The sequence below is a fragment of the Acinetobacter sp. CIP 102637 genome (assembly GCF_000368425.1).
In the GTDB taxonomy this organism is placed as follows: Bacteria; Pseudomonadota; Gammaproteobacteria; order Pseudomonadales; family Moraxellaceae; genus Acinetobacter; species Acinetobacter parvus.
Genome location: NZ_KB849435.1, coordinates 1,641,304 through 1,664,512 on the forward strand (window position 1 = coordinate 1,641,304; position 23,209 = coordinate 1,664,512).

Consider the following 23,209-nt stretch of genomic DNA (forward strand, 5'->3'; position numbering starts at 1 on the left):
TCTCTTCTTTTTACTTTCCTGATAAATCATCATAGCTGAAATTTGAGTTGTCAGTATAGATGATGATGCGAACAGATAAAAATTCAGTTATGCTGAGCTATCTCTACGGCTGATGATAATTATGAGCTTTTGTGTTGCATGCGGACATCAAACTGAGGCAAAAATTCCACTGGGTGATCATAAATTACGTTTGGTTTGCACAAATTGCGGCAATATTCATTATGAAAATCCCAAAGTAATCTGTGGTGCTTTAGCGCTTTGGGACAACAAGGTATTACTTTGCCGTCGGGCAATTGAACCCCGCTATGGATTGTGGACCTTACCCGCTGGTTATATGGAGCTGTTTGAAACCATGGAACAGGGCGCAGCGCGTGAAACCCGTGAAGAGGCCGAGGCAGAGGTTGAAATTGAACAGCTTTACTGTATGTACAATATCCCCCGTATTGGGCAAATCTATGTCTTGTTTAAGGCACAATTAAAACAGGGATTATTTGGTGCTGGTGAAGAAAGCCTTGAATGTCGCTTATTTGAAGAACATGAAATTCCATGGACGGAACTTGCCTTTCCGAGCGTAGAACAAACATTAAAACATTATTTTGCAGATCGTAAAAATGGGCTATTTCCATCTCATTTAGAAACACTGGGAACGCGTTTAGATCATACAGGTTAAATTGACATCCTCCCCGACCTAAAGGACGGGGATTCCTACTGCTAGACGCTCATGTCCGAGCGCAAGAATATTCAGTGCGGAATTTACATCCCGATCATGGAGCGTACCGCACTCCATACACTGCCATTCTCTTATTCCTAAGCCTGCTCTACCTTTCGGACTACTGGAGCGTGAGCCACAGCACGAGCAAGTTTGGGTGGTATACGCTTCATTGACTTCTTCATACCATACCCCTGCGTTCTCGCATTTATACTTGAGCATGGTTCTTAGTGTTGTCCAACTTGCATCTAGCACTGATTTAGCTAATTTAGTTTGTGCTAATGCCTTGGCATTCACATTGCCAACGAAGATTGCTGCATGTTCATTCACCAGTTTATGGCTGAATTGATGCAGCATGTTTTGACGTATATTTTTAATCTTGGCGTGAATCGCTTTGACGCGTTTCTTATTTTTTGCACGTTGAGCTATGCCAAGTTTTTGTTCGTATTGTCGATAGATTTTAGGAGCTTTGAGCTTTATACCATCTGAACAAGTAGCTAAATCTTTTAATCCCAAATCTATACCAATTGAGGTTTGACCTTTCGATTTAACTGGTTTTGCATGATCAACCACTAAACAGACATACCAACGCCCACGACTATCTTCTACAAATGAGCCTGTTTTGACGTTGTATTTTGATAGTCCGTAACTATCCCATAGTTTGAATTGATGTTTGCCATATTGAACATAGCCATTAGCATATTTGATTGCAACTTTTTTGAATGGTATCCAACCTAGTGAACGTCTAGCAGATTTCTTGTTGCTGACACGCCATTTTAATTTTGCTTTTTTGAATTGCTTTCTGCGTGTAATGAGTTCTTCTGTTATGGCTTGAATGGTTTGACTATGCAAATTGCATTCTTTCGATGTGCCTTTCGTGTATTTAGCAATATCGTATGCTGAAAAGAATTGTTGTTTTCGTTGTAGATGTTTAAAACACAAATCATTCACGTAATTCCAGACAAAATTCACCTCAGATGCCATCTGATTTAGCACCTTGCAATGTTTGTCTTTTATGCGTAATTTGAGTGTCTTCATACAATTATTTTAACCGTATTTTTCTTAATAGTGATTATAGCAAAAGTATTTAAAACGACATTTCATGTCGTATGGCTTACGCCAGTCGCTTATATCCTCGGGCTAAACCCCGAGGTTTTACGCTCCAATGGATAAAAAAAGACCGCTTTTGCGGTCTTTTCACTATTCAATCAAGATTTGGTTCTAATAGCCTTACATGCAGGAATATTTTGATCTGCAATTTTAATACTTACTGTACCTGAATAACGTTTTGCGAGTTCACGTTCTTCCGCAGTTGGTTCAACATAACCGCTCTTATCTTCTAATTTATCATATGTAGTATTATATACCAACTGATAAGAAGCATAGTCATTAGACCAACCCACTGTATTATTAGAAAAATCTGTTAGATTAATTCCTGTTGTTTGCCCAGCCAACAAATTGTGAATATTAATTTTTGCACCAGAATAATCTGCACCAATATTGAGGCCAAACATCGCACCATCTACCATTGCAAATTTAGGATTTGATAAAATCATACGCACTGTAATAGATTTATCATTGGTCGAAAATAATGTGGCCCCTGTTGTTCCAATGCGATATTGGATTTCACCATATTCATCAGTTATTGTACCATTATCATTAATATTTTGTGTCTTTCCACAGTTTCCTGACATATCTGTTGCTGTTGCATCTTTCTTGATATCTGTACGAATATCTCCATATTCATCAATCATAATTCCAATATCGACTTCTTTTGGCGTAACTGTCGCATCAGAGAATTTAAAAGTTAATGTCGCATATAATGGGAAAATATAGTTTTGTCCTGATTTAACATTCGCTTCCGTTCTAAAAATATCCTTAGCCAAGTAGCTCGATGGATTTGCTTTTATAATGTCAATTGTTCCATTATAAGCTGTTCCATCAATATTTTGCTCCCATAATCCCAAATATTTTTTATCTACAACTTCATTTTCTTTTAACTTAAGTGTTTGCTTATATAATGCTTCTGTACCAACCATAACAGAACCATTAAGCAGTTTACCCTGTTTTATTAATAAATCTTCTGCGCTATTTACATTTAAACTTAAACGTAGAGGTCTGTTACCCTCAACTTCCCGACTGATAGGATTAAGCCAGGTATTTTGCGCATTGACCTGTATTCTAAATGGTTTAACCTTACTTATTAGAACTACTGGAGGGGCAACTAGTTCATTTTCTATAAGTGGTTTACCTCGCCATTGTTGTCCATATCCTAAAGTGTATCCCTGACGATCCGATAGCAAGAAAAATCTCCCCATGGAATGGAGTAAGCTGCTATCTGACTTAATACAGTCAGTTTTATTACAGCCAAAGAAACCATCAGGGCGAACTGCATCTGTAGTTGCTGAGCTACCTGTTGTACTTCCCGCCTTAAAGATAGGCAAATCAGATTGCCATACTCCTGTATTGGTTAAATGCAATAGCTGTGTCACCATTGAAAAAGCCTGATCATTGGAAATCTGAGTGACATCAATCCAAGGCTTTAAAACCTCAACATACTCACCACTCATAATTTCTGATGCGCCTATATCTTTACTGATCCCAGCTAATTTATCTTTTTTCTCTATTGTAAGTTCAGTTGGCTGTATATCACCAATTACATTATCTGTACGTTCCAGGCCAATGCTTTGTAAAATTTTAACCAAAGCCATTGTTGTACGCACCGTTTCATCATTTTGATTTAATGAAGCTGCTGATTTATTTGTTAAAGCAGTTGCCATATCAACGAGACGAATACGCGGTGGTGTTGCTAGTTTTAATTTAGAAATATTATCCAGCTTAACAGTTCCCAAGCTAATTTTTCGAGTACTCGACTCACCTTGAATATAGAAACTAACCTCATCTCCTAGTTTACAGGCGCCCGTTACAATATTACTATCTAGTTTAGTTGCGAAATGATTAATTTTATCACTACTACAATCAAAATTTAGGCCAGCAACAGGATAATCCAGCGCAAATTGCAAACAGTCATCTGCTGTTACATCACAGCTAGCATTTTTTGTAACAGTAACCCCTTTTGTAGGATCCTCATTAATTTTTGCACTTTCACCTCCACAACCATGCATCAAAACTGCAAGCGTAGAAAATGCAAAAGGCAATAAAATTTTCTTATTCATACTTCAATCATCCTGTTCATGCATTACTGTAATGCAAAAATTTTAATCTGTCCTTGATTTGATAGTTTCTGTTCAGCAACATCCACAGCAGAAGCAAGAGGAGTCATCATTATATAATGTGCTTGGGCTGGTACTTTTATCACACCCTGAATTGCAGCATGTTGCAATAATGTTGCTGATACTGAATTGTTTTTAAAGCCACTGACTCCCTCTTGAATACAGCCTTTCTCATCTAAAAAAACAACTAAAGGCCAATAATAAACAGGCTTCTCATTACTAGAAGCATAAGAGTCAACTTGTATATATTGAATAGCAGAATCTAGCTTTACCAACTCATATTCAAACTTTTCTTTTAATGGTTTACGAGGCCAAAGTCCAACTTCTTTTTGTGGGGTTAAAGTTTTAATTGACTTGGTATAGCCTTGCAAAAAACAACGATCATTTTCAAATGCGGATGATAAATCCTGGGCAGATAACCGAACATAACTTGCTGCCAAAACAATTGGTGTATTTAGTTGCTGTGAACGGTTCATAAATTTATCCAGAACGGAACGACTCACACCCTTTTTACGTTCAATAGTTTCCAAACGTCCTGTACCATCAGGCATGGTATAAAAACGTTTTTTTCCATCCAGATTAAATTCCTGATCTTCCAGATATTCACTATTAACGTATTCAACTCCATCAACCTGATTAAAAGCATTTATCGGGGTTTTCGCAATAGAGTCAGTGGAGGATTGTAGCTCCGATGAAGCCTGCTTTATGGTTGATTGCGCTTGTTGTATTGCCCTTTCATCCAGCTTTTTCACATCCTCAATTTTTTGCAACTGAAGAGATGGTTGTTGAATGTTTTTAGAGCTCTCAACAGCTTGTTTGACCATTTCCTGGGGTGGGTTGGCGGCCATAACAGGATTTTTCTGTACGATAGATGGAACTGCTATCTGTTTTTCAACTCGTTCAGTACTGGCCTGTTTTAATGCATTGCCACCTACAGCACGATCATGTGATGTGGGTTCATTTTTCTGGGTATCCACTTTCTTCGGCACAATCATTGGGCGACCATCTGGGCCAATGATCGTATAAAAACCCTCTGCATATGCAACCGTACTACCCGTTAGTATCAAACCAAGTAGTGAGATAATGAATCTCGGTTGTTGAATCCATTTTTTTTGCATTACCATTTAGTTCTATAGTTAATACCAAGCAGCGTCACTTTGGTATTGGTTTTAACATCCAAGCCTGCATAAGGGTTTAATAATAGATTATCTACCCCTTTTCTATTTGAAAGGCTACTGGTACCCGCTGGAATATCATCCCGACTGCGTAAAAAACCCACTGTCAAGTCTAAATCGGTATCCTGATCAAAACGATAACCTACACCTAAACCAAATAACTGTGCGTTATTAATAGGTACCATGGTATTACGCTTATCATCAGGAATGGAGCTGGTACGCGGTTCATAACCGATACGAAGCTTTAAACGGTCGGTTGCTGAATATTCAAAACCAATCCCCCAACGCCATGTCGACTGGAACTTTAATGGTAACGATAATGAACGGTCAGTTACATCATTCGTTAGCAGTTTCGCAACTTTTAGCAATGAAATCTGGCGATCAAACTCAAACTTGAACTTATCCCATGCTGAGAAGTCAGTCCAGCCTAGATCAAAATTCATCTGTAAATCTGGAAATATTTTGTACTTTATCCCTGCTTTAAAATGCTGAGGATATTTAAAATCCATTGCCAATAAACCTGATTCTACTGCTGGCGCATAGCTTGGAAAACCAAGAATTGCTGCAAGAATCTGCCCTGTTGCTGATGAGTTTAAACCTGCAATCAACTGTTGCGGTGCTTCAGCAACATTAATCAGGTATTTGCCACGCAGACGCATTTTGGCTTCACTCTGGTACACCATCCCAAAGCTAAAATCATCAGTTGGTTCCCAAAGCAAACCCAGATTATAACTTGGACTTAATGACTGTTCCAGAGCCACATCCATCGACCCGACCTTGCTAAAAGGGTTCATGCCCTCTTTTGCATTACACATACCAAAAAACAGCAGGTTTGTAATAATTTCGCCATTTTCTTTAAATGGTCCACACACCACTTCATCCACCATGCGTAGCACACCAATCATTTCATTGGGAAAACGCAAATCTGTTTTCATGGCAATGGCTTGGTACGACATTGCAAATGTAGCACCAAGATATAGGTTATCATTAACCTGATAACCTAAAGATGGTGACAAATAGGTAATACGTTCCAGAGCAACCTGTTGCCCCATGTAATTACTCGGGTTACCATCCTCGGCACCAAACCCAGCAACCAATGGTGCATAGATCGCTGTTGCATAGGTCACTTTTGAACCTGGCGGCTTATAAGAAATCCCTGCTGTTGGCGCGGCAACTGGAAAACCTGGCCCCAAATCCACAATTTTCTTTAAAATTGGAACATAAAGGCTGGCATATTCTACATCCCCACTGACTGTACCTTTAAAATCGGTACAAATTCCTACATCAACCTCAGGTCCATCATTACAGACAATTGGGTCATCCGAATAACCAAAAATATTATAGCGAGCTGGTGCAGAATAATCCCGTTTAATGTCAAAGTTTGCCAGAATGCCCTGTACATCGGTTTGCAAGCCATCCAGCTTGGCAAGTGCTGCTGGGTTAAAGTGAACTGCACTAATCCCTGGAGGATCCGCTGTAACAGCATTTCCTAGTGACAGTGAACGCATGTCAACTGATAAGTCTTGTCCCAATTGTGCATTTGCAAGATTAGATAAACCTGCAAGAAAAACTGCGATGGTTAAGGGACATAATTTAAGGTATTTCACCATTACATCTCCTTAACGAACTTTTTTGCCAAAGCCTATAATGTCAAGTGGGAAAGATAATCCCAAAGATACATCTGGTGCATCTTCAGTTAATCCTATACCAACCGTACCATTTACAATTGTTTCAGGTGAAACCCTTACCCCAAGTGCAAAAGACAGCATAGAACTACTTTGGTCGGCAGACTGATAACTTTCATCATTTTTAAAATAGAATTTTGCGCCTGTATTAAAACTCTGTTGATATGACATGGTGAGCGACACATCATAGTTAAACGAATAGGCAAAACCAAAAGAAAAACCGCCACTCAAACCTGGATCAAAGCTTTCCAAAATACGGCTACCACGCAACTGATTCAGCCCCGATTCCTTTAAACCATAACTTGCGGATACTGAAGTAAACAACACAACAGGATCAATATATTTACGTGTACTTGCACCCGCACCAACCGAGTAATAACCTTTACCAGTAGATAATTCATCTATACCAATATCGTAAGGGCTATCGCCTGTTTTTGTTGACAAACTACCAAATAGAATCAGTGGCAGACGACCTTGTTTTAAAGAAAAAGGCTCCCAGCGAGCACCAAAATTGACATCCCCCAAGCCTGTGGCAGTCTTATCTTGCAGTAAAGCTGTTTTGGCTACGAATGGTAAAGATGCAGATAAGGTTACATTATCCAGAACACCATATTGAACTGTAAACGTATTGGTTAATGTATGGTTAGCATCTTCCTCTACGCGCAAACGTTGCAATGCACTACTACTGTCACTTAGTGCCAAATCAAGACGACTATCGCGATAGTAAGTATAGTCTACATCGTAATAAGAAGAAAAAATTCCTTTCTTGATTAATGAGTATTGACGTTCATTTGAAGTGAATACTTCCTGTAGGTTGGTCTCCTGAGTTGCATCGCTCTCTTTTTTCTGTAATGCAGTGGCTGCCTGATTTGCCCCTGTATCAGCCGCACCAGGAGTTGAACTGACTGTAGCAGTTTCCGATGTGGCAGCAGCACCAGGAGTTGAACTGACTGTAGCAGTTTCCGATGTGGCAGCAGCATCGACCTGAGCTTGCTCTTCAACAGCAGCTTCTGCTGAGGCCTGCTCTTCAGCATAAAGCGTTGTTGTGATTGCACTTAAACTTAGTGCCAACACACTCATATTCATCCATGTATTCTTCATTTTACTTTACATCCCATTAATACATTAATTTTTGCTGATTCTTAAAACTATTTCCGCTTGTAATATAAGCGCATAAAAGTGTTAATCGGCTGATTATAGGTTGATGAATTTGGGTCATTATCAAGGACACGGCGCATAGTTGAAGCTTTATCTGCCATACGCTCAAACTTTTGAGTCGGAAACTGGATTTCCGCAAGTGCATAGCGGTTTACAGTTGCATCTTCCACATGACGCATATCTGAATCCTGCAAAGCAAGCAGATTCTTTCGATATTGCTCAGGAATGTCGACAATGAATAATGTATTGTTATCCCAAATTTCTTTAAAACGGATCTCATCAAAACTGATATTACCTAGTGATGGATCTGCAATATATACACGTCCGTCTTTATACGCCTTGTATACAACGAAATGTTTAAAACCAGCATAAGTAATTGGAATAATAGCAGGTTGTTTTAATGAGATAAGGTCTGAGAACTCTCCACGATAACCGCCACTATTCATCCCCAATGCAGAGACAAAACGTTTCATGTCCAGTAATGAAAAACTACGGCGCTCAATAATTCGCTGATATTCACCGTACTGTAAAAGACCACTCATGGTTTGCTGTTCAGTCAAGCGAAGTCCGCCATAACCATTTAATAAAGTCGTCAAGGCAGCAGAACCACAACTGTAGTCATAGGCTTGACGCACAATCCCCCGAAACTGGTCTTCCACAGCGGGTTTTATTGTGACTGCCTCACGGTGATTACGGGTGAATGAAGGGTTACGAGAGTCTAGGGTTTCTGTGTAATACACAGTTCCCTCTGGTTTTTTTTCTATTTCGAAGGCTTGCGTTGAAAAGTAATACATCAATGCTGAGCCTAAAGCGATCTCTAACATAAGTCTCTTTTTTTACCCTGGCAACACTTGCCTTATTCATATTATTTTTAGTGTCCGCAAACACCCCATCCTTGTGTGTTGAAGATACCTTTTTTTATGAAAAAATACAGCTTTTTTTTATTTTTTTTGACGAAATGTATATTTTTTTTAATTAAGAGACCTTTATGTATCTAAAACATTATTTAAATACAATATAGCTATATCTATTTTGATTCTTACAATAAACAAAAAAAGCGCAAAATGCGCTTTTTTCGCTTGGAAACTGATTAGTGACCAGAAATCGTGATTGTTGACTGACCAACATTTAAACCTTGGATTTCCACATCACCAATAGATGCTGCAGTACTGCTACCTAAACGTACACCTTCTAAGTAAACATTCATACCTTGATTACTATTATTTTGTATACGAAGACCCGCATTCGTTACAGAAATATCTGTATCAATATCAAGATCACCTGTAGCATTGTCACCACGAACATAAATATTATTTAGGTAGATTTGACCACCACCAGCAGCATCATTAATACCAAGGTTAGAAATCGTCAAACCACCTTCTAGAGTAGAATCTAACTTGATCATTGCACCTTGTGGCGTAGCACCCAATTGAACATTTGCAGTGATCGCACCTAAAGATAGGTCTAATCCTGTTAGAATTTCAGTTGGTGTTCCTGTAACACCACGAACAGCCGTTGTAGTATCAGTCAAACTAGCACCGTTTGATGGCGCAACACCAATTGAACCAATACTAATATCTACTGCACCAACACTTGCAGCGATGTTAAGGAATGCTTCACCAGATGTACCCGCATCAGTATCAATCACTAAATCAAGTAAATTACCTGTACCAGTTTGAGTGATCGTAATACCATCAATTGCAATTGCACCCGCTACGCCAGTTGCACCAGTGATATTTGTTGATGTTTGTAAACCATCATTATCATGAAGGTATAATTTATCGATAGAAATACCAGTAGAATCTAAAGCAATACCGATATTAATCCCATCTTGACCTGTTGCAGCGCTTAGTGCAGCATCATCCATTGACTGCATAGCCATTGCATTTGCGCTAATCGCCATTGAAGAAACTAAAGCTAGTTTAGTAAACATTTTCATTGAGCACTCTCCCAAGAGCATTTATTTTTTGACTTTCACTACTCTAAACTGTTCACGGTCGTTTTTTCTTAATGACAACTTGAACTTCCAATCCTTGAGTAGTTCGCTTAGCAAGTACTAAATTATCTGTTTGTTATTTTATGTTCAACTCCTGTTAAGCATTTTTTGTTCATAACCCGATAAACGGCATGATCTGATTAATAGCAATCAATAGACTTTTTATTTCTTAACATAAAGATAAATATCATTTTTATACAAAATCTTTTTAAATCAACCTGAATATTTTGAACTTCTGTCTGTGAATCGGCAGAATTTTCGTTTTCAGAATGTAAACAAAATCTCTTTTTAACTTAAAATTGATAACAATTGTCAAAATCAAGTTTTTCAGTATTCACTTTCTAAGCCATACTTTCTCTACAAGTGACCATAAGCTTAATTTTATTGCGCTATGCCCTGTTCAGCTTGTGCAATTTCTGCTTGCTTCGCCAGCCATTGCTGCATATCTTCATTTTTTACCCGATCATAGATTTCTGAGACTTTAACCGTTAAATCAATCGACTGAAAATGGACATCTTCATCTAAATAAAAATGTTGAGACTGCCAGCCATTAGAACGACGCTGGATTTCCACATCGACAAAATCCTGTTCGATCAACACATATTCCTGTAAAGTCGGAATAGTAAGGTAAAGATCACGTTTCAGTGTCTTGTCTTTTTGGCGGGTGGATTTTGAGAGCACCTCAACAATGAGGGTTGGGTTTTCGGTATAATAATCCTGTTCATCTTCACTGCAATCAATGATTGCATCAGGATAAAAGTAGTTTTTTCCGACTTTGAGTTTCATATCTGAACCAAAAGGTTGGCATGGTTTACCTTTGAGGTGACCCAATAATAACCCCAACATATTATCTGCTAAACGAACATGGTTCCGATGTGCGCCCGCCATTGCGTAAACTTCGCCATCGATATATTCATGTTTGATATCAGTCAATAATTCGCCCTCAAGGTATTCCTGTTCACTGATATATGGTTGTTGTTGAATGACTGCCATTTTGCTGCCCTAATACCCAAAATGTTTATTCTATTTTAGAGTGTAGTACACTAGCATATCCTTGTGTATGCCAATGTATTTCTTTTTATGTCCCAGTTTTTGCAAAAGTTAAACATACAAAATAATGCCGTATCTGCACTTTTGCTCCAGCTTCAGGATTTAACTGGTTTAGTGTATCTCCATGATCAAAATTTTCCCATTATTGCATTCCTGCCCAAAGCTTTTTTAAAATTTCAACAGTCAACGCTGACACAGTTTCATCAAATTGAATTTAATCAATATCAAATAAATCAAGATGCAACATCAGTGATTGAATTTTCAAATTTTAATCATTCACTAGAATCCCCAGAGCACGATATTTCTTTTAATGGTGGTTATATTGGCTTCTTTAGCTATGACTATAGTGCTGATCAATTTATTGATGTTTTTAGTCATCCACAACCCAGCTTTTTTCTAGGTGAATATTCTACTTTTTTAAAGTTTCAGGATGGCGCATGGTATTTTTATAGTGATGAGGAACAAGCGCAAAATATTTATAAAAGCATTTCCAGACTGCTAAACCAAGCCCAAGAAAATGAATTAACCACACTTCAACTCTTAAAAAAGTGTGCTTCCCGTTGGTCAAAAGAACAATATTTTGACGCATTCAATCAGGTTCAGGAGTACATCAAGGCAGGTGATTGTTATCAAATCAACTTAACACAAGAATTTAAAACCACTGCTCAAGGTACACTATTAAGTAAAGCTGAAGAATTATGGCAATTGACCCATGCACCGTATGCAGGTTATTTAAAGCTTGATGATTTTGAGCTACTCAGTTGTTCACCTGAATTATTTATCGAATTTCAGCATGAGAGAAAAATCAAGACCCGACCAATTAAGGGAACCATGCCACGCTTTAATGATGAAACGCGGGATCAAGCGTCCAAAGCCAAGCTCAGCAACTCTGAAAAAGATCAGGCTGAAAATGTCATGATTGTGGACCTGTTGCGTAATGACCTCAGTGTTTATGCTGAAACGGGTTCAGTAAAGACCACAAAACTTTTTGAAATTGAAAGTTTCAATCAAGTGCATCACATGGTCAGTGAAATCACGGCAACTTTAAAGCAAGATATCAACCCAATACAGATGCTATTGTCTGCCCTACCTGGTGGTTCAATTACAGGGGCACCCAAAATTCGTGCCATGCAGATTATTGAGGAACTAGAGGGTGCATCAAGAGGTGCGTATTGTGGCAGTTTGGGTTATTTCAATTTTGATGGTACGGGACGCTGGAATATCCTGATTCGTAGTATTCAAAAGTATCAGGATCAATTATCGGTCTGGGCAGGTGGTGGCATTACCATCGCTTCTGATGCTGAAGCAGAATATCAGGAATGTTTTGATAAGATTTCTGCCATGCTCGATTTGCTCAACACATGGCAGAAATCTGATGATTAAACCAATATGGTTATTACAAAATTTGCATTTTAAGTGTATCAACTAAACGCTGATTTTGTTCATCTGTGCCAAGCGTAATTCGCAAGAATTGATCAATTCTTGGTTTATTGAAATAACGGACGATAATGCCTTGCTCACGGAGTTGCTGGGCAAGTTGAGCAGCTTGATGTTGCGGATGTGTGGCAAAAATAAAATTGGCTTTTGATGGCAACACCTTAAAACCTAAAGCAGTCAAATCACGCACCAGTTTTTCACGGCTTTGTATCACTTTTGCACATTGTGCTTCAAAATAAACTTGATCTTCAAATGAAGCTACTGCCGCTACAATCGCAAATCGGTCCATTGGGTAGGAGTTAAAACTATTTTTGACTGCTTCCAGTGCTGCAATTAAATGGCTTTGTGCAATTGCAAAACCTACACGCAAACCCGCAAGGGAACGTGACTTGGAGGTTGTTTGACAAACCACCAGATTCTCATATTGATTCACAAGCTGAACTGCTGATTCTGCTCCAAAATCTACATAGGCTTCATCAATCACAATCACACGATCTGGATTAGCCTGCAAAATTTGTTCGATTTGTTGCAAACCCAATGCAATACTGGTTGGCGCATTCGGATTGGTGATAATAATGCCGCCATTTTCCTGCTGATAATCCGAAACATCAATTTCAAAATTTTCATTCAAAGGTATCTGCTTGGTCTGAATTGCAAAGAACTGACTATAAACTGGATAAAAGCTATAGGTAATGTCAGGATAGAGTACAGGTTGTTTCTGGATAAAGAATGCCTTGAAAATATGGGCTAGAACTTCATCCGAGCCATTACCCACAAAAACCTGATCAAGTTCAACTTTTTGCTGATTGGCAATTGCTTGCTTTAAGGCTGTGGCATCAGGGTCGGGGTATAAACGCAAGGCATCAGCCTGATTTGCTAAAACCGCCTGCACTGCTTCCACTACTTTGGGTGAAGGTGGATATGGGTTTTCATTGGTATTAAGTTTGAGTAAGTTCTGAATTTTAGGCTGTTCCCCAGGAACATAAGGCTCTAACTCGCGAACTTCTGGACTCCAAAAACGCATTTGTTGTGTTGTAAACGTCATTTTTTATCTCAATGGACGCATACAATACGCCCCTACATCATAAGTTTAATCAATATAACGATAACGTGCTGAACGTGCATGGGCATCAAGGTTTTCTTGTACCGCAAGTATATCGGCTGTTTTGGCCAGCGTTTTAACACCATCCTGTGAGCACATAATCAGGCTTGAACGTTTCTGAAAATCATAAACACCCAGTGGCGATGAAAAACGTGCTGTACCTGAGGTTGGCAAGACGTGGTTTGGCCCTGCACAATAATCGCCAATCGCTTCTGGGGTATAACGTCCCATAAAGATTGCACCTGCATGACGAATCTCTTGGCTCATCAATTCAGCGTCATCCAGACAAAGTTCCAAATGCTCAGGCGCAACCTGATTGATCAGCTCTATCGCTTCTGCACGGTCTTTAACCAGAACCAGTGCACCACGGTTTTGAATTGAAGTACGGGCAATTTCGGCTTTTGGTAATTCAGCAAGATGCTTTTCAATGGCTGCATCCACGGCATTTAAAAGTGCCTCATCGGGTGTAATGAAAATGGCTTGAGCAACCGTGTCATGTTCTGCCTGAGACAGTACATCCATCGCCAGCCATTCTGCATTATTTTTGCCTTCGGCATAGACCAGAATTTCTGAAGGTCCAGCAATCATATCAATGCCCACCTGACCAAACACGGCCCGTTTTGCCGCAGCAACAAAGCGGTTCCCTGGTCCCGTAATTTTATCCACGGCTGGAACGGTTTGGGTTCCGTAGGCCAATGCAGCAACTGCCTGTGCACCACCAATAGTAAATACTCGGCTAACGCCAGCTAGATATGCCGCAGCCAAGACCAATGGGTTGAGCTCACCATTCGGTGCAGGCACCACCATAATAATTTCAGGCACGCCCGCCACATGGGCAGGTAGCGCATTCATCAACACAGAAGATGGATAAGATGCCAAACCACCTGGTACATAAATCCCAACCCGATCAAGAGGCGTAACTTTCTGCCCCAGTGTATTCCCTAGCTCATCCACATAGGTCCAGCCTTCCTGTTTTTGGGCTTGGTGAAATGAACGAATACGCTGTGCCGCAAGTTCTAGAGCTTCACGAATTTCAGCACTTAAGCCCTCAAATGCGGTTTTAAGCTGTTGCTGGCTAAGTTCTAAATCGGAGAATTGATGCGCTGGATGTCGATCGAACTGTTGGGTGAGTTTAAGTACATGCTCATCACCATGCTGGCGGACATCAGCAATGATCTGGTCTACAGTCTGTACGAGTTGAGGATCATTGACAGTTTCAAATGCTAAAAGCTCAGCAAATGCCTGTTTAAAATTCTGATCCTGAGTCGATAAACGTCGCATCAATTTACCCACAAGATAAAAAAGAGAACGCTAAGTTTACCCTTTTTCATCGTCCTTGTGGATGCAATATCAGCCTAAAAAATCAATCACAAAGAAAGAGTTCTTCGATCGACACTCAGTTCCTGCTTATTCTTAAAATAATGTAAAAAGGCCAACCTTAGTTGACCTCCAAAATTTAAGCTATTTATCAACTAACGATTATTAATCGCCTGTTCAAGCTGGGTCAGGATTGGATTTAACAAAGCCTGTTTACGTTTAAAGCTGGCTTTATTGACAATTAAACGTGAAGACACTTTACAAATTTCTTCCAAAGGTTCCAGACCATTGGCACGCAAGGTATTGCCTGTATCCACCACATCAACAATGTAGTCACCCAAACCAACCAAAGGTGCAAGCTCCATTGAACCATACAGCTTAATCACATCAACCTGCTCACCCAGGCTTGCATAATATTGTCGGGTTAAATTGACATATTTGGTAGCAATCTTTAAACGCCCTTTGGGACGCTCCATGCCAACTTTACCCGCAGTCATTAGCTTACAATTGGCAATTTTCAGGTCAAGCAGTTCGTAAACATGCTGGGCACCATGCTCCATCAGCACATCTTTACCTGCCACACCAAAATCTGCCGCACCATTCTCTACATAGGTTGGCACATCAGAAGCTCGCAAAATCAGGATGCGTACTTTTTTATGTGTGGTTGGAAAAATTAACTTACGTGATTTATCTGGGTCTTCAAGTAAATTGATGCCTGCATTTTCCAGCAGTGGCAAGGTTTCCTTTAAAATACGACCTTTACTGAGTGCTAAAGTTAAACCATGATCAAAATTACCCATCACATCAAAATTCGGATCATCGTTTCTTAAGTCATTCATGCTTTTACCCGCTTAATCTGCGCACCTAAACTTTGCAATTTTTCTTCCACACGTTCGTAGCCACGATCAATATGGTATATACGATCAACCAGTGTTTCACCCTCAGCAACCAGCGCAGCAAGAACAAGTGAAAACGAGGCACGTAAATCCGTTGCCATGACAGGCGCAGCTTGCAGTTTTTCCACACCTGTGACCACCGCATCATGCCCATCGACCTGAATGTTGGCACCCATACGTGAAAGCTCAGGTACATGCATAAAACGATTTTCGAAAATCGTTTCTGAAATTGTTGCAAAACCACGACCAATTGCATTGACTGCCATGATCTGCGCCTGCATATCCGTTGGAAACTCAGGATGAGGCAATGTTCTAAAACTCACTGCCTTAGGACGCTTGCCTTGCATATCCAGTTCAATCCAGTCTTCACCACGTGTGACTTCTGCGCCCATTTCCTCAAACTTGTCCAACACGCTTTCCATAATATAAGGGTTAGTGTGTGTGGTTTTGATTTTCCCGCCCGTAATCGCAGCAGCAGCCAGATATGAACCTGTTTCAATACGGTCAGGAACAACACTATGTTCGCAACCATGTAAACGTTCAACACCTGTCACGATCAGTGTATTGGTGTCCAGTCCTTCAATTTGTGCGCCCATTTTATTGAGCATATTGGCTAAATCGGTAATTTCAGGCTCGCACGCAGCATTACGGATTGTTGTCACACCTTCCGCTAAAACCGCCGCCATCAGTATGTTTTCTGTACCGCCGACAGTGACCATATCAAAAACGACTTCACCGCCTTTTAAACGGCCATCAATCGAAGCATGCACATAACCATTTTCCACTTCGATCTTGGCACCCAGCGCTTCCATCGCCTTTAAATGCAAATCCACTGGACGCGAACCTATGGCACACCCACCTGGCAATGAAACTTTTGCATTGCCATAACGTGCCAGTAATGGACCCAGCACCAAAATCGAGGCACGCATGGTTTTTACTAAATCATAAGGGGCAAATTGATTACTTAAAGTACTGGCATCAGCATAAACAGTATCACCTTCATAACTGATGGTTACGCCAAGGCCTGCAATAATTTTGCTGATGGTGTGTACATCTTTTAAATTGGGAACATTATGAATCGTGACTGGATCATCAGTTAAAATCGTGGCTGCCAATAATGGTAATACGGCATTTTTAGCACCAGAAATGCGCACTTCACCCTCGAGCTTAACACCACCCGTAATCAAAAATTTATCCATTAATATTTAGGCTCCGAAAAGGCTTGCTTTGCGCCATTCGTCTTTTGTCATTGCACGAATCGTAACAGCGTGAACTGCACCACTCGCAATATAGGAATTCAGGGGTGCATAAACAGCCTGTTGACGAGTCACAGTCCGCTTGCCATCAAATTGATCGTCAACAATGCGAAGGTCAAATTTCCCAGCTTGTCCACTCACTGCCACATCTGCTTCAGGGAAAGCTTCTTTTAAAATTTGCGTGAGCTGCTCACTATTCATTACCAAGACCTCTTATACAAGCATTGCTGTAAAATGATATATTTTACTATAACTTTTTCACATAATTCAGTAAGGTTTCATTTTTATCTATAAAAAAAGAGGCTTTCTAAAAAGCCTCTTCTATTAGAACACCAAAATCAGGATAGTAGCGCAAGTTCATGCTGATACGAACACTGCATCTTTCTATGTTTGGCAAGCTGTCGTTTTAATTTTTCTGTCAACTTTTTAATCGAAGTATACATATCATCAGCTGTCGCCTGAGCAAACAGCTCAACCCCTGGCAAACGTATAATCGCTTCCGCAATATGGTTTGCACTGCCTTTATGAGACCGTTTGTCTATTTGATGATCTTTAGCCAATTTAATTTGCATACTATTCACTTGATCTAGATGCTTAGTCATTTGACTAAATTTCATTTTTATATTTTCTTCAATAGCAGGCGTAATGGTTAAATGGTGTCCACGAATCGTTATTTGCATAATTCTATCCCTCACCTTTTTCTAAGGATACAAAGAATCGCCCAAGCAAATTTAATGCATATTAAGATTCAACATTCATTAAATCATTTTAGCGATTCCTTTTGTGACTATTAAAAAGATTCATTATTCCGTAATAATGAATCCCTAGAATAGTCACACCTTGAAATTTAGATCAAGACTTTTCTTTCAGAAGATGAAGGAATATGTAACGATTCGCGATATTTTGCAACTGTACGCCGCGCCACTTCAATCCCCTCTTGTTTCAGCATTTCAGCAATTGCATTATCTGACAAAGGTTTACGTGGATTCTCGTTTGAAACCAACTTTTTGATCATGGCACGGATTGCGGTGGAAGAAGCCTCACCACCTGTTGTTGTTCCCACATGGCTAGAGAAGAAATATTTCAGTTCAAACAAACCACGTGGAGTCAGCATATATTTATTGGTTGTGACACGTGAAACAGTAGACTCATGTAATTCCACTTCCTCCGCCACATCCCGCAATACCAAAGGTTTCATTGCTTCAGGGCCCTGCTCAAGAAAAGCTCGTTGATGCTCAACAATACAGGTGGCAACTTTCAATAAGGTCTTATGGCGCTCATCAATACTCTTGATAAAGCTCTTGGCCTCTAGCATTTGATTACGCAAATAAACATTGTCATCACTTTGATCAGCACGACGAATCATGTTTGAGTAAAAGGAATTAATGCGTAATTTTGGCATGACATCAGGATTCAACTGAACCTGCCAATGCTGGTCTTTCTTCGAAACCACCACATCAGGCACCTGATATTCTGATTCTTGTTGATTAAATTCCAGCCCAGGATAAGGTTTTAAGGTTTTTAATAGATCAATAGCGCTCTTTAGTTGTTCTTTGGTTAGGCCAGTCTGCTTTAACAACTTATTTAAATCATTTGCAATTAAAAGCTCATAGCACAGTAATAATTTTTTTGCTTCAGTCAGATAAGGTACTTTTTCATGGAATGTCTCTAACTGAATTTTTAAGCATTCCGCTAAATTACGAGAACCAACACCAATTGGGTCTAAACGTTGAATATACTTTAAAACAACAATAATCTCATCTTGCTCAATCTCTTCATCATTCTCCACTTCCCGCAACAATCGAGTAGTGGCCAACAAAATATCATCCAACTCTGCATCCAAAAATCCCTTGTCATCCAAAGAATCAACAATGCAATACGCAATTAACTTATCCACTAAAGAAAAATTCAGCAGATTCACCTGCTCTAAAATATGTTCCTTTAAGCTCAACTGAATCTGACGGTTATCTTCTCTCTCTTCATATTCAGGAGAAGCCAAGGCAGTAGATTGATGGGTGTAAATATCATCCCATTCTGTATCAACAGGTAAGTCATTCGGTAGATGATCAGCATTCAGCTCAGTGGTTAAGTCACCTGTTTCAGAAGTTTCAAGCGTAGTTAAACTTTCTGTCGTATTAATTTCTTCAATTTTCTCTAATAAAGGATTACTATCAAGTTGAATTTGTATTTCCTGTTCCAGCTCCAAACTTGAAAGTTGTAATAAACGAATTGCCTGCTGTAATTGAGGAGTTAACGACAAGCTATTCGCAACTTTCAACCCAACAGATAATTTCATAACACGCTCCTTTTATGAATAAGCAAAAAACATGCCTATTCATATATTTATAACATAAAGCAATGTTTACGCCTATAAGGAAGCACATAATCTTTAAATATTTATTTATAAAAAGAAAAGCCAATGAAACATATTGTTGAAATATTTCTCTTGTTGTTAAATGTAGACAAATATTGAGGCAATCACTATTTTTCTAGCATATATTTCTTCAGCAATAAAAAACCTCCCAACGTTGGTTGGGAGGTTTAGTATTTAAAAGCTGGCGATGACTTACTCTCACATGGCAAACGCCACACTACCATCAGCGCGAAGAGGTTTCACTTCTGAGTTCGGGAAGGGATCAGGTGGTTCACTCTTGCTATTGTCGCCAGCAAACTGTTGTGGTGTTTTGGGGTCTTATTGATCATGTTGTGTTTTCACTTCATGTCTGCCTTACTTACGAACCAAAGAGTTATTAACGGATTAGATATTGAGTCTAACTTTGTGTTCAGCATTTTAACTAGTTTTTTTACTAAATCAAGTTCAATCAACGTGTTGTTGTCGATTGTTTGGTTTGAATCGATTGATGCTTGATACACATCCAACTGTTTGGGTGTTGTATAGTCAAGCCTCACGAGCAATTAGTATTGGTCAGCTTCACACGTCACCGTGCTTCCACACCCAACCTATCAACGTCCTGGTCTCGAACGGCTCTTTAGGAGGCATAAAGCCTCGGGGAAATCTTATCTTGAGGTAGGCTTCCCGCTTAGATGCTTTCAGCGGTTATCCCTTCCGAACATAGCTACCCGGCGATGCCACTGGCGTGACAACCGGTACACCAGAGGTTCGTCCACTCTGGTCCTCTCGTACTAGGAGCAGATCCTCTCAAATTTCCAGCGCCCACGGTAGATAGGGACCGAACTGTCTCACGACGTTCTAAACCCAGCTCGCGTACCTCTTTAAATGGCGAACAGCCATACCCTTGGGACCTGCTTCAGCCCCAGGATGAGATGAGCCGACATCGAGGTGCCAAACACCGCCGTCGATATGAACTCTTGGGCGGTATCAGCCTGTTATCCCCAGAGTACCTTTTATCCGTTGAGCGATGGCCCTTCCATACAGAACCACCGGATCACTAAGACCTACTTTCGTACCTGCTCGACTTGTGGGTCTCGCAGTTAAGCGCGCTTTTGCCTTTATACTCTACGCGTGATTTCCGACCACGCTGAGCGCACCTTCGTACTCCTCCGTTACTCTTTAGGAGGAGACCGCCCCAGTCAAACTACCCACCAGACATGGTCCTCGCCCCGGATTACGGGGCAGAGTTAGAACCTCAACATTACCAGGGTGGTATTTCAAGGACGGCTCCATTGGAACTAGCGTTCCAACTTCAAAGCCTCCCACCTATCCTACACAAGTAAGGTCAAAGTTCAATGTCAAGCTGCAGTAAAGGTTCACGGGGTCTTTCCGTCTAGCCGCGGGTACACCGCATCTTCACGGCGAATTCGATTTCACTGAGTCTCTGCTGGAGACAGCGCCCCCATCATTATGCCATTCGTGCAGGTCGGAACTTACCCGACAAGGAATTTCGCTACCTTAGGACCGTTATAGTTACGGCCGCCGTTTACTGGGGCTTCGATCAAGAGCTTCGCTTACGCTAACCCCATCAATTAACCTTCCAGCACCGGGCAGGCATCACACCCTATACGTCCACTTTCGTGTTTGCAGAGTGCTATGTTTTTAATAAACAGTTGCAGCGGCCTGGTTTCTGCGGCTGCCAACCGCTCAGGGAGCAAGTCCCATCACCGTCAGCAGCGTACCTTCTCCCGAAGTTACGGTACCATTTTGCCTAGTTCCTTCAGCAGAGTTCTCTCAAGCGCTTTGGTCTACTCGACCTGACCACCTGTGTCGGTTTCGGGTACGATTCCTGTGTAACTGAAGCTTAGAGACTTTTCCTGGAAGCATGGTATCAGCCACTTCACTGTACAAGTACAGCTTGCTATCGACTCTCAGCATAGAGTACCCCGGATTTGCCTAAGATACATGCCTACTGTCTTCCACCTGGACAACCAACGCCAGGCTGACTTAACCTTCTCCGTCCTCTCATCGCATTACACAGAAGTATTGGAATATTAACCAATTTCCCATCGACTACGCCTCTCGGCCTCGCCTTAGGGGTCGACTCACCCAGCCCCGATTAACGTTGGACTGGAACCCTTGGTCTTTCAGCGTGCGAGTTTTTCACTCGCATTGTCGTTACTCACGTCAGCATTCGCACTTCTGATACCTCCAGCAGACTTCTCAATCCACCTTCATCGGCTTACAGAACGCTCCCCTACCACGCATAATAAATTATGCATCCGCAGCTTCGGCATATAGTTTTAGCCCCGTTACATCTTCCGCGCAGGCCGACTCGACTAGTGAGCTATTACGCTTTCTTTAAAGGGTGGCTGCTTCTAAGCCAACCTCCTAGCTGTCTATGCCTTCCCACATCGTTTCCCACTTAACTATAATTTTGGGGCCTTAGCTGGCGGTCTGGATTGTTTTCCTCTTGACTACGGACGTTAGCACCCGCAGTCTGTCTCCCGGATAGTACTCATTGGTATTCGGAGTTTGCATCGGTTTGGTAAGTCGGGATGACCCCCTAGCCGAAACAGTGCTCTACCCCCAATGGTATTCGTCCGAGGCGCTACCTAAATAGCTTTCGGGGAGAACCAGCTATCACCGAGTTTGATTAGCCTTTCACCCCTATCCACAAGTCATCCCCTGGCTTTTCAACGACAGTGGGTTCGGTCCTCCAGTTAGTGTTACCCAACCTTCAACCTGCTCATGGATAGATCGCCTGGTTTCGGGTCTATACCCAGCAACTAAACGCCCTATTAAGACTCGATTTCTCTACGGCTCCCCTATTCGGTTAACCTCGCTACTGAATATAAGTCGCTGACCCATTATACAAAAGGTACGCAGTCACCGAACATGTCGGCTCCCACTGCTTGTATGCATGCGGTTTCAGGATCTATTTCACTCCCCTCACAGGGGTTCTTTTCGCCTTTCCCTCACGGTACTGGTTCACTATCGGTCAGTCAGGAGTATTTAGCCTTGGAGGATGGTCCCCCCATATTCAGACAAGGTTTCACGTGCCTCGCCCTACTCGTCATCATTGTGTGTGCCCTTTCGTGTACGGGAATATCACCCTCTACGTTCGCACTTCCCAGAGCGTTCCACTAAAACACACATAACTTAATGGGCTGATCCCCGTTCGCTCGCCGCTACTAAGGGAATCTCAATTGATTTCTTTTCCTAAGGGTACTGAGATGTTTCACTTCCCCTCGTTCGCCTTGCAACACTATGTATTCATGTTGCAATACCTACCTTATGGTAAGTGGGTTCCCCCATTCAGATATCTCCGGATCACAGGATATTTGCCGCCTCCCCGGAGCTTTTCGCAGGCTATCACGTCTTTCTTCGCCTCTGACTGCCAAGGCATCCACCACATGCACTTAATTACTTGACTATACAACCCCAAACAGTCGTTAACACATACAAGTGAGTGTTATCGTTGCAAACTTAATTGCTACTGGTTTGTTGTCTGTGAATTTAATCACCATACAGCTTCAATCTAAATTCATATACCAAAACGCTTGATTCAGTGTTTTTGCTAGTTCTCATTTCTAACAACTCAGCTTAAAGAATTAATTCTTCTTGCTTTGTTATTGAATGAGTGAACAATTTATTTCAGACTCAATTTTCTAATCTGTTAATGATTAACTACAGCCTCGTCAGCTTGCAGTAAACTGTGATAAATCACAGAAGTTAATAAATCTAAATCAATCTCTTGATTCACCTTATTTATTAAGTTCTATAATTTAAAAATATCTTTCACTACCATATTAGATCAGATACTACGCGCAGCATAGCTG

17 protein-coding genes and 2 rRNA genes are annotated in these 23,209 nt (G+C 40.8%); 2 read left to right on the forward strand and 17 right to left on the reverse strand.

Features of this window, described 5'->3' with window-relative positions:
- Window positions 1-121: 121 nt before the first annotated feature.
- Window positions 122-670: an NUDIX hydrolase gene (locus tag F967_RS10920; protein WP_004799872.1), complete on the forward strand. Its 549-nt coding sequence runs from the start codon at window positions 122-124 to the stop codon at window positions 668-670.
- Between the two features lie 18 nt (window positions 671-688).
- Here F967_RS10920 and F967_RS10925 read toward each other — a convergent pair whose 3' ends face one another.
- The 8 genes from F967_RS10925 to F967_RS10960 all read right to left on the reverse strand — a co-directional run bounded on the left by F967_RS10925 (window position 689) and on the right by F967_RS10960 (window position 10,949).
- A complete protein-coding gene (locus tag F967_RS10925; protein WP_034431139.1) occupies window positions 689-1,747 on the reverse strand; it encodes an RNA-guided endonuclease InsQ/TnpB family protein in 1,059 nt (352 codons plus the stop codon).
- Window positions 1,748-1,917: 170 nt separating this feature from the next.
- Complete coding sequence (locus F967_RS10930) at window positions 1,918-3,885, reverse strand: putative pilus system protein FilF (RefSeq protein ID WP_004799880.1); 1,968 nt, start codon at window positions 3,883-3,885, stop codon at window positions 1,918-1,920.
- 23 nt (window positions 3,886-3,908) lie between these two features.
- The gene (gene filE / locus F967_RS10935; protein WP_004761940.1) at window positions 3,909-5,060 is read right to left on the reverse strand and encodes a putative pilus assembly protein FilE; all 1,152 of its coding nucleotides are present in this window, start codon (window positions 5,058-5,060) and stop codon (window positions 3,909-3,911) included.
- Complete coding sequence (locus tag F967_RS10940; protein ID WP_171063110.1) at window positions 5,060-6,724, reverse strand: putative pilus system OmpP1/FadL family transporter FilD; 1,665 nt, start codon at window positions 6,722-6,724, stop codon at window positions 5,060-5,062. The genes filE and F967_RS10940 overlap by 1 nt, the downstream gene beginning before the upstream one ends.
- A 12-nt stretch (window positions 6,725-6,736) precedes the next feature.
- A complete protein-coding gene (locus tag F967_RS10945) occupies window positions 6,737-7,903 on the reverse strand; it encodes a putative pilus system protein FilC (RefSeq protein ID WP_004799883.1) in 1,167 nt (388 codons plus the stop codon).
- A 47-nt stretch (window positions 7,904-7,950) separates the two neighbouring features.
- On the reverse strand, window positions 7,951-8,784 hold the full coding sequence (locus F967_RS10950; protein WP_034431141.1) for a putative pilus system C39 family peptidase FilB: 834 nt from the start codon (window positions 8,782-8,784) through the stop codon (window positions 7,951-7,953).
- Window positions 8,785-9,050: 266 nt separating this feature from the next.
- A complete protein-coding gene (locus F967_RS10955; protein WP_004761947.1) occupies window positions 9,051-9,899 on the reverse strand; it encodes a putative pilus system protein FilA in 849 nt (282 codons plus the stop codon).
- Between the two features lie 438 nt (window positions 9,900-10,337).
- Window positions 10,338-10,949, reverse strand: a complete 612-nt coding sequence (locus F967_RS10960; protein ID WP_004761948.1) for a Uma2 family endonuclease — start codon at window positions 10,947-10,949, stop codon at window positions 10,338-10,340.
- Between the two features lie 87 nt (window positions 10,950-11,036).
- On the opposite strand from F967_RS10960, the gene pabB reads away from it, so the two are divergent.
- Complete coding sequence (gene pabB / locus F967_RS10965; RefSeq protein ID WP_004799886.1) at window positions 11,037-12,389, forward strand: aminodeoxychorismate synthase component I; 1,353 nt, start codon at window positions 11,037-11,039, stop codon at window positions 12,387-12,389.
- A 13-nt stretch (window positions 12,390-12,402) separates the two neighbouring features.
- Here pabB and hisC read toward each other — a convergent pair whose 3' ends face one another.
- From hisC to F967_RS11010, 9 genes are all read right to left on the reverse strand, one after another.
- Window positions 12,403-13,488 carry a histidinol-phosphate transaminase gene (hisC, locus tag F967_RS10970; protein ID WP_004799887.1) on the reverse strand — a complete coding sequence of 362 codons (1,086 nt, stop codon included), beginning with the start codon at window positions 13,486-13,488 and terminating at the stop codon, window positions 12,403-12,405.
- 45 nt (window positions 13,489-13,533) lie between these two features.
- Entirely contained in the window at window positions 13,534-14,826 is a 1,293-nt protein-coding gene (gene hisD / locus F967_RS10975) for a histidinol dehydrogenase (RefSeq protein WP_004799888.1), read from the reverse strand.
- 191 nt (window positions 14,827-15,017) lie between these two features.
- Window positions 15,018-15,701 carry an ATP phosphoribosyltransferase gene (gene hisG / locus F967_RS10980; protein ID WP_004799890.1) on the reverse strand — a complete coding sequence of 228 codons (684 nt, stop codon included), beginning with the start codon at window positions 15,699-15,701 and terminating at the stop codon, window positions 15,018-15,020.
- A complete protein-coding gene (gene murA / locus F967_RS10985) occupies window positions 15,698-16,957 on the reverse strand; it encodes a UDP-N-acetylglucosamine 1-carboxyvinyltransferase (RefSeq protein ID WP_004799891.1) in 1,260 nt (419 codons plus the stop codon). Before murA ends, hisG begins: the two co-directional genes overlap by 4 nt.
- Before the next feature lie 6 nt (window positions 16,958-16,963).
- Window positions 16,964-17,215, reverse strand: a complete 252-nt coding sequence (gene ibaG / locus F967_RS10990; RefSeq protein ID WP_004799892.1) for a BolA family iron metabolism protein IbaG — start codon at window positions 17,213-17,215, stop codon at window positions 16,964-16,966.
- Between the two features lie 137 nt (window positions 17,216-17,352).
- Window positions 17,353-17,694, reverse strand: a complete 342-nt coding sequence (gene hpf / locus F967_RS10995; RefSeq protein ID WP_004799894.1) for a ribosome hibernation-promoting factor, HPF/YfiA family — start codon at window positions 17,692-17,694, stop codon at window positions 17,353-17,355.
- Window positions 17,695-17,861: 167 nt separating this feature from the next.
- Window positions 17,862-19,310 carry an RNA polymerase factor sigma-54 gene (locus F967_RS11000; protein WP_004799896.1) on the reverse strand — a complete coding sequence of 483 codons (1,449 nt, stop codon included), beginning with the start codon at window positions 19,308-19,310 and terminating at the stop codon, window positions 17,862-17,864.
- Between the two features lie 257 nt (window positions 19,311-19,567).
- Window positions 19,568-19,682, reverse strand: a 5S ribosomal RNA gene (gene rrf / locus F967_RS11005).
- Between the two features lie 227 nt (window positions 19,683-19,909).
- A 23S ribosomal RNA gene (locus tag F967_RS11010) occupies window positions 19,910-22,803 on the reverse strand.
- Window positions 22,804-23,209: the final 406 nt, after the last annotated feature.